Source organism: Ornithinibacillus bavariensis, assembly GCF_050433565.1.
Taxonomy (GTDB): domain Bacteria; phylum Bacillota; class Bacilli; order Bacillales; family Amphibacillaceae; genus Ornithinibacillus; species Ornithinibacillus bavariensis.
Window position 1 is genome coordinate 106568 of sequence record NZ_JBNPWZ010000004.1, and the last position, 12670, is coordinate 119237.

Genomic DNA, 12670 nt, shown 5'->3' on the forward strand with positions numbered 1-12670 from the left:
ACAACTGTGAAGGCAGAGCTACTATATGAAGGAAAAGCTAAGAAAGTATACCGTTCAACGATAGATCCTAATAAACTTGTTTTAGCTTATAAAAACGATGCAACAGCTTTTAATGGGAAGAAGAAGGACACATATGTTGGAAAAGGAAGATTGAACAATGAAATATCTTCCTTGATTTTCCCTTATTTACATGAATGCGGAATCGAAAGCCATTTTATTCAAAAACTGAGTGACACAGAGCAATTAGTTCATGAAACAAAGATTATTCCACTAGAGGTAGTCGTTCGTAATGTGGCAACGGGAAGTATTACCAAGCGTTTAGGGTTTAAGGAGAAGACGCTATTTAACCCACCATTAGTGGAGTTGTTCTATAAAAATGATAGGTTAGATGACCCACTAATAAATGATGATCATGCTTTACTTTTAACAGATGTTAGTAGACAGGAATTACGTGAAATAAAAGTTAAGGCACTTGAAATAAATACGGCATTACGCGAATTCTTTCAGTCTATACAATTACTTTTAGTAGATTTTAAGCTTGAGTTTGGACGTCTTCCAGAAGGGAGAATCGTACTCTCGGATGAAATATCACCAGACACGTGTCGATTATGGGATATTGAGACGAATCAAAAAATGGATAAGGACGTTTTTAGGCTTGGGACAGGAAATCTAATTCCCGTTTATGAGCAAATCCTACAACGACTGGAGGCAAGGGTATGAGAAAGGTGACGGTTTATATTACGCTAAAGAAAGGTGTACTTGATCCACAGGGTAAGCAGGTCCAAGAATCACTTCAATCACTTGGTTATAACACGGTTCAGAATGTTCGAATTGGAAAATATATCGAATTACTGGTAGAGGAAGGACCAAATTTAGAGGTACGAATTCAAGAAATGTGTGATAAGCTACTTGTCAATCCAGTCATGGAAGATTACTACTATGAAGTGAAGGAGGATGTCCACTCGTGAAATTTGCTGTAATTGTTTTCCCCGGTTCTAACTGTGATCAGGATATGTATCATGCGGTAAAGGAAGTTATTGGAGAAGAAGCGGATTTGGTCTGGTATCAGGATAGTAATCTAGAAAACTATGACGTTATTCTTCTACCCGGTGGTTTTTCTTATGGGGATTATCTTCGTTCTGGAGCGATTGCAGCAAGCTCAAAAATTATGGGACAAATTAAGCTACATGCTGCAAAAGGAAAACCAGTGCTTGGGGTTTGTAATGGATTTCAAATCTTGACAGAGGCGGGGCTTCTACCAGGAGCATTATTACGAAATAAAGGCTTATCCTTTATGTGTCATCAAGAGGAAATAATAGTAGAGAACAATGAGACCTTTTTTACGAGTGGCTATCAAGTAGGCGAAGTTCTTCGATTACCAATTGCGCATGGGGAAGGTAATTATTTCTGTGATCAAGAAACATTAAGGGAGCTTGAGAAGCATAATCAAATCGTGTTTACCTACCGAACAAATCCTAATGGCTCCACTGCAAATATAGCAGGAATCATAAATAAAGCAGGAAATGTTTTAGGAATGATGCCACATCCTGAACGAGCAGTAGAGACTTTACTGGGAAGTAATGATGGGTTATTGCTGTTCCAATCCATTATCAGAAATTGGAGGGGGTCCTATGATGCTACAAACGCGAGAATTTAGTCCGGAAAAAATTGAACAGGAGAAGCTGTATCAAACGATGGGGCTAAGTGAATCAGAATTTGAAATGATCAAACAGATTTTAGGCCGACTTCCTAATATAACCGAAACAGGTATTTTCTCTGTGATGTGGTCAGAGCATTGTAGCTACAAAACTTCTAAGCCTTTATTGAGAAAATTTCCTACTAAGGCTCCTCATGTGCTACAAGGTCCTGGGGAGGGAGCAGGAATTATTGATATTGGCGATAATCAGGCAGTTGTTTTTAAGATTGAGAGTCATAATCATCCATCTGCAGTGGAACCGTATCAAGGAGCAGCAACTGGGGTAGGTGGGATTATTCGTGATGTGTTCTCTATGGGTGCTCGTCCCATTGCATTGATGAACTCATTGCGATTCGGAAATCTAACATCTAATCGGGTGAAATATTTATTCTCCGAGGTTGTTAGTGGAATTGCTGGATATGGTAATTGTGTAGGTGTTCCTACTGTTGGGGGAGAAGTACAATTTGATGAATCCTACGAGGATAATCCTCTCGTAAATGCTATGTGTATTGGCCTAATCAATCATAATGATATTCAAAAGGGAGTAGCAGCGGGAATTGGTAATACAGTTATTTACGCTGGTGCACCTACAGGAAGAGATGGAATTCATGGTGCGACTTTTGCTTCTGATGATTTGGCAGAGAATGCGGCTAAGGACCGTCCGGCAGTCCAGGTTGGGGATCCATTCATGGAGAAGCTTCTAATAGAGGCATGTCTTGAGGTTATTAAATCTGATGCACTTGTTGGCATGCAGGATATGGGAGCAGCTGGACTTACATCTTCAGCTAGTGAAATGGCAAGTAAAGCCGGAACCGGTATGGAGATGAATTTAGATCTTGTTCCACAGCGTGAGCCTAATATGACAGCCTATGAATTGATGCTTTCTGAATCTCAGGAACGGATGCTACTAGTAGTACAAAAAGGAAGAGAACAAGAAATAATAGATATATTTAATCGTTATAGTCTTCACGCAGTAGTGGTTGGTCGAGTAATAGAGGATAAGGTTTTCCGTATCATCCAACATGGAGAGATTCAAGCTGAAATTCCTGTAGATGCGTTAGCGGAAAATGCTCCAGTCTATCATTTACCAGCAATAGAGGCGAAGTATTTTCAAGAGTTTCAGAAGATTGGAAATAAAGTTCCTTCAGTCGGTAATTTTGGTGATATGCTAAAACGCTTATTGCAACAACCAACAATAGCGAGTAAGGAATGGATTTTTGATCAATATGATTCGATGGTGCAAACGAATACCATTCTAGGGCCAGGATCTGATGCAGCAGTTATTCGTATTAAAGGAACAGATAAAGCACTAGCAATTACAACCGATTGTAATTCCCGTTATATTTATTTGGATCCTGAAACAGGTGGAAAGATTGCAGGAGCAGAAGCAGCTAGAAATATCGTCTGCTCAGGGGCGCGTCCACTAGCACTAACAGATGGGTTAAACTTTGGTAATCCAACAAATCCAGAGGTGTTTTGGCAAATGGAAAAAAGTGTTGAAGGAATGAGTAAAGCCTGTGAGACACTTGGAACTCCTGTTATTAGTGGGAATGTGTCGTTATATAACCAATCTAAAGGAAAAGCGATTTTTCCAACACCAATTGTTGGCATGGTAGGGCTGTTCGAGTCACTTGAACATATTACGCCGAGCTTTTTCCAAGAGGCAGGTGATGTTATTTATCTGATAGGAGAGACAAAGCCTGAATTTGGTGGTAGTGAACTACAAAATATTTTAGAAGGAACCTATCAAGGTAAAGCACCAGCGATTGACCTAGAGGTTGAGGCAAAGCGTCAGACACAATTATTAGATGCCATTCATAAAGGGCTCATTGTTTCTGCTCATGATCTTTCTGAGGGTGGATTAGGGGTTGCATTGGCGGAAAGTCTATTTGCGGATGACGCCTTAGGTGCAAGTATCCAAATAAGGGGAGATGAGACTGTTGCTCTATTTAGTGAAACACAATCTCGCTTCCTTATTAGTGTTAAAAAGGAAAATAAGGATGCCGTGGAAAAAGTCTTAACGGATGCCATACCAATAGGTGTGATTACGGCGGACAGAATGTTAACCATTCATAATGAGGCGGGCATAGTTTTATCTGAGAAAGTTGCGGAATTGCGTAGACTTTGGAAAGGGGCAATCCCATGCTTGCTGAAGTAAGAGGGTTACAGGAAGAGTGTGGTGTATTTGGAATATGGGGCCATGAAAAAGCAGCTGAGTTAACCTACTATGGACTTCATGCCCTTCAACATCGCGGACAGGAAGGTGCAGGGATAGTAACTTCTAATGGGAAGGAGTTAAAGCTCCATAAAGGTCAGGGCTTAGTAAATGATGTCTTCAAACGATTTGACTTTTCCAAGCTGGGAGGCTGTGCAGCAATTGGTCATGTTCGCTATGCTACTCAGGGAGAAAGTACGATTGATAATGTTCAGCCACTTCTTTTTCGTTCGCAAACTGGAAGCATGGCACTTGCCCATAATGGCAATATCATGAATGCTTATGAGCTTCGCGGTGAGCTTGAGGAAGCAGGGAGTATATTACAAACATCCTCTGATACGGAAGTGCTGGCTCATTTAATAAAGCGTAATGGGAGAATGGATTCTATCTCTGGTTTAAAGGATGCACTAAGACAGCTAATGGGAGCATATGCCTTTCTTATTCTACAGGAAGATCGAATGCATATTGCACTAGATCCTAAAGGACTAAGACCGCTCTCTATTGGTAAATTAGGAGATGCTTATGTGGTTGCCTCTGAAACGTCTGCTTTTGATATCATTGGTGCTCACTATGAGCGTGAAGTGTTACCGGGAGAATTGATTACCATTTCTAATGATGGCATGGAAACTACTCGCTTCGCTAGTGAGGAAAAACGTGCCCTATGTGCAATGGAGTATGTATATTTCTCCCGTCCTGACAGTGACTTAAATAAGGTAAATGTTCATGCCTCAAGAAAGCGGATGGGAATGGAGCTCTTTAAGGAAGCATCAGTCGAAGCGGATGTGGTTACGGGAGTACCTGATTCTAGTATATCTGCTGCTATTGGCTATGCAGAAGCAAGTGGAATACCTTATGAAATTGGATTAATTAAGAACCGCTATATTGGAAGAACATTTATACAGCCATCCCAAGAGTTAAGAGAGCAGGGAGTTAAGATGAAGCTATCCCCTGTTAGAAGGATAGTGGAGGGAAAACGAGTCATTATGGTTGATGATTCTATCGTTCGGGGAACAACATGTAAGCGGATTGTCCATATGCTAAAAAGCGCTGGAGCAAAAGAGGTACATGTTCGAATTGCATCACCATCTATTATGAACCCATGCTATTACGGGATTGATATGTCTACTAAAAAAGAATTGATTGCAGCAAATTACTCACTTGAAGAAATAACGGAAATGATTGGTGCCGATAGCTTAGCATATCTTTCAAGCACAGGATTAGAACGAGCTATTGTATCAGATGATTCGCTTGAACAAGGAATATGCATGGCTTGCATGACAGGAAAATATCCGGTTTTGAAAAATGGGCAATTAGAAATAGCCTATACAAAATGTTAAGGAGAGTGTGTACATGTCACAGCTGTATAAAGCTGCAGGGGTCGATGTGGAGGCAGGCTATGAAGCAGTAGATAGAATTAAGAAGCATATTTTGAGAACTTCAAGACCGGAAGTGCTAGGCGAGGTTGGTGCATTTGCTGGATTGTTCGAGCTAACCTCTTTTCGCTATAAAGAGCCTGTCTTAGTTTCCGGAACAGACGGTGTAGGTACTAAGCTAAAGCTTGCATTTGAGTTAGATAAACATGACACGGTTGGCATTGATTTGGTAGCTATGTGTGTTAATGACATTGTTGCACAAGGGGCACAGGCATTGTTTTTTTTAGATTATATAGCCTGTGGAAAGAACGAACCGTCCAAAATTGAACAGATTGTGTCCGGTATTGCTGATGGCTGTGCTCTTGCTGGGGCAGCTCTTATAGGCGGAGAAACGGCGGAAATGCCAGGGATGTATCAAGACGATGAATACGACTTAGCTGGTTTTGTTGTTGGTATTGCAGAGAAATCGAAGTTAGTCACCGGTAAATCAATTCAGCCAGGGGATGTAGTCATCGGGCTAGCATCAAGTGGAATTCATTCCAATGGCTACTCGTTAGTACGAAAACTTGTACATGGGATGGATTTTCATAAGGTTCCTGATGGATTATCAAAGCCATTAGGTGAGTGGCTAATGGCACCGACAAGGATTTATGCTCAATCTGTTAAGCGACTTCAGGATGAGATTTTGGTGAAAGGGATCTCACATATAACTGGTGGAGGATTCTATGAAAATATACCAAGGATGTTACCAGATGAGCTTGGAGTAGAAGTTTTCTTCGATAGCTGGGACATTCCAGAAATTTTTCTGTTCTTACAAGAAATAGGTCATCTCTCTCTAGGTGAGATGTTCGGCATTTTTAATATGGGGATTGGTATGGCAATTGTAGTTTCCTCAGAGGAAGCACAGACGGCAATCGACTTGTTGGCTGAGAACGGAGAAAAGGCTACTGTCATTGGTCGTGTTAGAACTGAAAAAGGAGTTCATATTCGTTATGAATAAAGTTAAGGCAGCAGTTTTTGCCTCGGGAACAGGAAGCAACTTTGATGCCATCATCGGACGTAGTAATCTAGCTTGTGAAATTGCAGTTTTAATCTGTGATAAGCCTGGTGCACCTGTGATAAAAAAGGCAATCCGCAGTGGGATTCAAACATTAGTTTTAAACCCAAAAGCGTTCGTGGCAAAGCAAGAATACGAGACGAAGATTCTTCATTTTTTGCGAAAAATGGATGTCGAGTGGATCTTCCTAGCTGGCTATATGCGGTTAATTGGCCCAACTTTACTTGCTGCATATGAAGGTAGAATTATTAACACTCATCCCTCCCTTCTACCAGCATTTCCAGGGAAAGACGCAATTAGTCAAGCGATCCAAGCTGGTGTAAAGGTAACAGGAGTGACCATTCATTTTGTTGATGAAGGAATGGACACCGGACCAATTATTGCACAGAGGGCATTAGAGGTTTTAGAAGATGATACAGAGGCCACATTGAAAGTACGTATTCAGGATGTAGAACATGAGCTGTATCCAGAGGTAATTAATAGATTAGTACGAGGATAAATGCTCTTTCTATTGTGTTTCAATAATAACCCTAGACGATAAACTACATAAAACCAAGGAGTGTAATCATGAAAAAGCGTGCGTTAATTAGTGTTTCTAATAAGCAGAATATCGTAGCTTTTGCCAAAGGATTAGTAGAACTAGATTATGAGATTATTTCAACTGGTGGAACGTTAAAAACCCTCATGGATGCTAATGTACCTGCCGTAGCGGTTGAACAAGTGACAGGGTTTCCAGAGATTTTGAATGGTAGGGTGAAGACACTTCATCCAAATGTACATGGTGGATTACTTGCAAAGCGAGTGGATCAAGATCATATGAAACAGTTGAGAGAAAATCATATCGAACCAATTGATTTGGTAGTTGTTAATCTTTACCCATTTAAGCAAACACTTGAAAAAGAAGGGGTGTCCGCAGAAGAAATCATTGAGAATATAGATATTGGTGGGCCAACAATGCTTCGATCAGCAGCAAAGAATTTTAATGATGTAATGGTTGTGGTAGATCCAGGGGATTATGATTTAGCTCTAAAGAGCTTAAGAAACGAGTCAATTACATTTAAATTTCGCCAACGTCTCGCTGCTAAGGTGTTCCGTCATACAGCTAATTACGATGCCATGATTGCGAATTATTTTTTAACAGAAACAGGGGAAAAGTTCCCGGAGAGCTTCACAGTTACATATGAAAAAGCACAAACACTACGCTATGGTGAGAACCCTCATCAGGAAGCTGCTTTTTACAAAAGTCCTCTACAAAATGGGATGAGTCTCGGTACAGCAAAACAATTACATGGCAAGGAGCTTTCCTATAATAATATACAAGATGCAAATGCAGCACTGGAAATATTAGCAGAGTACAATGAACCAACTGCTGTTGCGGTTAAGCATATGAATCCATGTGGAATTGGTATGGGAGAAACAATTGCTGAAGCATTTCAACTCGCTTATGATGCAGATCCAATCTCCATTTTTGGTGGAATTGTTGCTCTAAATCGTGAAGTAGATTCTCAGACTGTTGCAATGCTTACAGATATATTTCTAGAAATTGTTCTAGCACCGAGTTTTACGGAAGAGGCACTTGCTGTTCTAACACAGAAAAAAAATATCCGATTATTAGCGTTAGAGATGTCTTCAACGGATGTCACTAGCTACAAGCTTACAACTGTACATGGTGGAGCACTAATTCAAAGCAAGGATAATGGGTTTATTAAAGAAGGAGAGCTTGAGGTTGTCACAACAAGGCTACCCTCTGAAAAAGAACTACAGGATCTATTATTTGCTTGGAAGGCAGTGAAGCATGTGAAATCGAATGCCATTGTTTTAGCAAAGGGTAAACAGACCATTGGTATCGGTGCTGGCCAGATGAATCGTGTAGGTGCAGCTAAAATTGCTATAGAACAAGCTGCTGAGAAAGCCAGTGGTTCTGTTATGGCATCGGATGCATTCTTTCCAATGCCAGATACGGTAGAAGAGGCAACTAGAGCAGGGGTTACTGCTATTATTCAGCCAGGTGGTTCAAAGCGTGACCAGGATTCGATAGATGTATGTAATCAGCATGGTATTGCGATGGTATTTACTGGTATGCGTCATTTTAAACATTAGGAGGGTGTCGGATGAACGTTCTAGTGATTGGTCGTGGAGGACGTGAACATAGTATTATTATGAAGCTTGCACAAAGTGAAGAGATTTCTAGTCTTTATGTAGCACCTGGAAACCCCGGAATGGGAGATTTCGTCACATATATCCCAATAGAAGAAATGGAGATAGCAAAACTAGTAGACTTTGCCAAACAGCAGCAAATCGACCTGACAATTGTTGGACCAGAAGCCCCCTTAATGACTGGGATTGTCAATGAGTTTCAAGCTGCAGGCCTGCGTATTTTTGCTCCTCGAAAAGAAGCGGCATTAATAGAGGGTAGTAAAAGCTTTGCTAAAGAAGTAATGAAAAAGTATCAGATTCCTACCGCAGAATACGAGACCTTTACCGATCCAAGCACTGCAAAAGAATATGTAGAAGCAAAAGGAGTCCCTATCGTAATAAAAGCAGATGGATTAGCTGCAGGAAAAGGGGTCGTAATAGCAGAAACAATAGACGTGGCTTTCCAAGTAATTGATGATATGCTAGTTTCCAATTCATTTAGAGAGGCAGGGGCGCAAATTGTAATTGAGGAATTCCTTGAAGGGAGTGAATTCTCATTAATGGCATTTGTGAATGGTGAGAATGTTTTTCCGCTCATTCCTGCCAAAGACCATAAACGAGTATATGACGATGATCTGGGACCAAATACAGGTGGAATGGGAGCCTATGCACCAGTATTTGAAATTCCCAAGGAAATAATTACCATTTCAACTCGAGAAATCCTAGAAAAGACAGCAACTGCCCTTGTAAAGGAAGGACGCTCTTTTACTGGAATTCTTTATGCAGGGCTAATGTTGACTGATCAGGGACCGAAAGTGATTGAGTTTAATGCTAGATTTGGTGATCCGGAAACACAAGTTGTACTACCACTGCTGAAGAATGATTTGTTACAAGTCGTGCTAGATGTATTAGATGGAAAAAATCCTAATTTGGTATGGGAAAAGAAGACCTGTTTGGGTGTGGTGCTTGCTTCAGAAGGGTATCCTTCAAATTATATTAAAGGCACTAAAATACCAAGCTTTAAAAAAAGCAGTGAGACTTTTATTGCTTATGCTGGTATTGAAAAAACGGATGCCGGGTTTGTTTCCAATGGAGGGAGAGTTTTATTAGTCGGAGCGAAAGGGACTTCTCTTGCTGAAGCAGGGCGATATGTATATAGCATTTTACCTCATAACCATAGGCTGGAAGGATTATTCTACAGGACTGATATAGGTAAGATAGGAAGTGTAAGATAAACTGTATAAAAGAGCTATAGTCCCGAATCCACAAAAAATATAAAACCATTATCAGATTCTTTGTGATAAAAATGGTTTTATCATTTTAACATTTTAATGTTTAAGGAGCACAGTTTCTTTATTACAAGCATTATACATAACACATAAAGCTCACGTTCTCTCTGATGTATTTGATTTAATTTTCTGTAGGTTGAACACGGACATATTTCCAACCTCCTTTAGGATTATTAATTACTATGCAATGATGCATTATCACGAAAATGATTTCAATAACGGTGGAAATTATGGAGATAAAATCAATAAGTATTTTTGAAGTAGTTGACAATCTAAATCTATTTATAAGCAGAGAAAGCACTGTGAAAACGCAGTGCTTTTTGATTCCGATAAAAAGTATTCGATTAGAAAAGAATTTCAGCGTAAATCTTAATAATGGCTAATTTATTTCTGTTCTATTATAAGGTCTTACCTTTTTTCTTAGCATCTGCATCTAAAGCTACACCAATTGCTACGCCAATTCCAGCACCAAGTGGTATCCCTAGAGCGATATTATCAACTATAAGCAGTCCGTATACCACACCTAAACTGGTTCCTATGGACATAAATATACTCAGATAAAATCCGCTTGATACTAATTTGTGTTTTTTTAATAAATGTGTACTAATGTGATTCAATTTTTGCTTGTGATGTCTAAAGTCATATTCTTCTATGTGATCTAAGCTATCTATTAGTTGTTGTATATAGTTTTCCAAATCAATAAAGTATTGATAGCATCTTTCGCATTTAGATGCAAAGGAGCCTAACTTTTGAATTACTTTCTGGTACTTATCCAGTTGAAGTCTAATTGCAACCTCATTATCAATTTTATTTCTTAATTCTTTTAGCTTTTCTACCAATATATCAACGCGTTGACTTTCCATCGTTTAACCCCCATTTTACTTAAGCAAATATAAACTTTTTCAACGTATAAATAATAATTCCCTCGCGATCTACGTCATAATCTTAACACAAATATTCTGAATACCACATGCTTAATTCCTGATATGGTAGAGAAACCCTAATTACAAGCTTCTCTACAAATCATCCATTCAAATCCAATCCTGTCACAAAAAGTTCACTCCACTTCACAAAAACTTTACAGTAATAAAGCATGAATTATGGTACAATTAAAAAAATGAAAATTTTGGAGAGTTGAAAATGCTTGAGAACGGCTTTTGGAGAAATTTTGAGCTACGTAAACATGTAAAGGTAATAGAGGGGGAAATTGCCCCTACACTTGTGCTGAAAAATGCAACCTATTTAAATATGTATTTAAAAAAATGGTTAACTGCTAATATTTGGATCTATAAGGATAGAATTGTATATGTTGGAGAAAAGCTACCTAATTTAATGAATGGAACAGAAGTGGTAGATTATAAGGGGTTCTTTGTTGTTCCTGGGTATATGGAGCCTCATGCCCACCCATTTCAACTGTACAATCCGGAGACTTTAGCAAACCATGCGGCAAAGTTTGGTACAACTACGTTAATCAATGATAATTTGTCATGGCTTTTTTTATCTGACAAAAAGAAAGCGTTTTCTATATTGGCGGAGTTTAATAAATTACCAGTTTCTATGTACTGGTGGTGCCGATATGATCCGCAGACTGCGCTATTGAATGAAGAGGAGTTATTTAACACGGAAGACCTCATGGATTGGTTATCCCACCCATCTGTTATTCAAGGAGGGGAGTTAACGGGATGGCCGAGCTTACTATTAGGTGATGATCGTTTATTATATTGGATTCAAGAGACTAGACGGAAGGGAAAGCCTGTCGAGGGACATCTTCCTGGTGCATCGGAGAACACACTTACAAAGCTAAAGCTTCTTGGTGTTACATCAGACCATGAATCAATCAGTGGTGAAGATGTTATTAATCGATTAAAGCTAGGCTACCAAGTAGGGCTACGATACTCTTCCATCCGTCCAGATTTACCACAACTTTTAGAAGAGATTTTAGCAGCGGGAATAACTAATTTTGATCAAATAACAATGACAACGGATGGAGCAACACCTGGTTTTTATGAAAATGGAGTAATGAATGTCTGTATTGATATTGCGATACAAAAAGGTGTCCCTATTGAAGAAGCTTATCGAATGGCAACTTTTAACGTAGCAAAGCACTTCCATTTAGAGGAACAACTAGGATGTATTGCCCCTGGTCGGATAGCTAATATTAATATCTTGCAAGCAAAAGATAATCCGCATCCACTTAGTGTCATAGCCAAAGGAAAGTGGCTGGTAAAGGATGGTGAAGTGCTAGAACAACCATCTTTAATAAATTGGGAAAAGTACCATATTAAACCGATTGCGTTTGAATGGGATATGAGTATAAAGGATTTACAGTTCTCCATTCCTATTGGCCTAGACATGGTAAACGATGTCATTATAAAGCCTTACCCAATACAAACGGATATCACAGTCGAGAAGCTTCCAGAAAAACGCGATGATGCCTTTCTTTTATTAATTGATAAAAATGGGAAATGGCGTGTTAATACGACTATCCGTGGCTTTACCACAAGCCTAGGAGGACTTGTTAGTTCATTTTCTCAAACTGGAGATTTAATTTTTATTGGTAAAAATAAACAAGATATGCTGCTTGCGTGGAAACGACTGAAAGAATTAGGTGGAGGAATTGTTGTTGTACAAAATGGTGAGATTGTCGTAGAGCTCCCTTTAGTATTAGGAGGAAAGCTATTTGCTGGTCACATGGAGGAACTGATAGCGAAGGAGAAGCTACTCAAGGAAAAGCTGTTGGAATATGGCTATAAATTTAATGATCCAATTTACAGCATCCTTTTCTTATCATCTACACATTTACCTTATATACGCATAACGCAAGAAGGGGTTATTGATATTAAAAAACGAGAAGTAATCTTCCCAGCAACGATGCGTTAGTATAAAATAATAGAGAAATAAAAA

11 protein-coding genes are annotated in these 12670 nt (G+C 39.3%); 10 read left to right on the plus strand and 1 reads right to left on the minus strand.

What is annotated here, in order from left to right:
- The first annotated feature begins 6 nt into the window (after positions 1-6).
- The 9 genes from purC to purD all read left to right on the plus strand — a co-directional run bounded on the left by purC (position 7) and on the right by purD (position 9712).
- Positions 7-720 carry a phosphoribosylaminoimidazolesuccinocarboxamide synthase gene (gene purC / locus HNR27_RS09305; protein WP_429339579.1) on the plus strand — a complete coding sequence of 238 codons (714 nt, stop codon included), beginning with the start codon at positions 7-9 and terminating at the stop codon, positions 718-720.
- On the plus strand, positions 717-968 hold the full coding sequence (gene purS, locus HNR27_RS09310; RefSeq protein ID WP_429339580.1) for a phosphoribosylformylglycinamidine synthase subunit PurS: 252 nt from the start codon (positions 717-719) through the stop codon (positions 966-968). The genes purC and purS overlap by 4 nt, the downstream gene beginning before the upstream one ends.
- Entirely contained in the window at positions 965-1657 is a 693-nt protein-coding gene (gene purQ / locus HNR27_RS09315; protein ID WP_429339581.1) for a phosphoribosylformylglycinamidine synthase subunit PurQ, read from the plus strand. Before purS ends, purQ begins: the two co-directional genes overlap by 4 nt.
- Positions 1635-3854 carry a phosphoribosylformylglycinamidine synthase subunit PurL gene (gene purL / locus HNR27_RS09320; protein ID WP_429339645.1) on the plus strand — a complete coding sequence of 740 codons (2220 nt, stop codon included), beginning with the start codon at positions 1635-1637 and terminating at the stop codon, positions 3852-3854. Before purQ ends, purL begins: the two co-directional genes overlap by 23 nt.
- Positions 3839-5248, plus strand: a complete 1410-nt coding sequence (purF, locus tag HNR27_RS09325) for an amidophosphoribosyltransferase (RefSeq protein ID WP_429339582.1) — start codon at positions 3839-3841, stop codon at positions 5246-5248. Before purL ends, purF begins: the two co-directional genes overlap by 16 nt.
- A gap of 13 nt (positions 5249-5261) precedes the next feature.
- Positions 5262-6284 carry a phosphoribosylformylglycinamidine cyclo-ligase gene (purM, locus tag HNR27_RS09330; protein ID WP_429339583.1) on the plus strand — a complete coding sequence of 341 codons (1023 nt, stop codon included), beginning with the start codon at positions 5262-5264 and terminating at the stop codon, positions 6282-6284.
- Positions 6277-6840 carry a phosphoribosylglycinamide formyltransferase gene (gene purN / locus HNR27_RS09335; RefSeq protein WP_429339584.1) on the plus strand — a complete coding sequence of 188 codons (564 nt, stop codon included), beginning with the start codon at positions 6277-6279 and terminating at the stop codon, positions 6838-6840. The genes purM and purN overlap by 8 nt, the downstream gene beginning before the upstream one ends.
- 68 nt (positions 6841-6908) lie before the next feature.
- Positions 6909-8441, plus strand: a complete 1533-nt coding sequence (gene purH, locus HNR27_RS09340) for a bifunctional phosphoribosylaminoimidazolecarboxamide formyltransferase/IMP cyclohydrolase (protein ID WP_429339585.1) — start codon at positions 6909-6911, stop codon at positions 8439-8441.
- Positions 8442-8452: 11 nt separating this feature from the next.
- Positions 8453-9712 carry a phosphoribosylamine--glycine ligase gene (gene purD / locus HNR27_RS09345; RefSeq protein WP_429339586.1) on the plus strand — a complete coding sequence of 420 codons (1260 nt, stop codon included), beginning with the start codon at positions 8453-8455 and terminating at the stop codon, positions 9710-9712.
- 452 nt (positions 9713-10164) lie between these two features.
- Here the strand turns inward: purD and HNR27_RS09350 are convergent, their stop codons facing one another.
- A complete protein-coding gene (locus tag HNR27_RS09350; RefSeq protein WP_429339587.1) occupies positions 10165-10629 on the minus strand; it encodes a glycine zipper domain-containing protein in 465 nt (154 codons plus the stop codon).
- Positions 10630-10906: 277 nt separating this feature from the next.
- Here HNR27_RS09350 and HNR27_RS09355 point away from each other — a divergent pair, with 277 nt between their 5' ends.
- Positions 10907-12646 carry an adenine deaminase C-terminal domain-containing protein gene (locus HNR27_RS09355; protein WP_429339588.1) on the plus strand — a complete coding sequence of 580 codons (1740 nt, stop codon included), beginning with the start codon at positions 10907-10909 and terminating at the stop codon, positions 12644-12646.
- Positions 12647-12670: the final 24 nt, after the last annotated feature.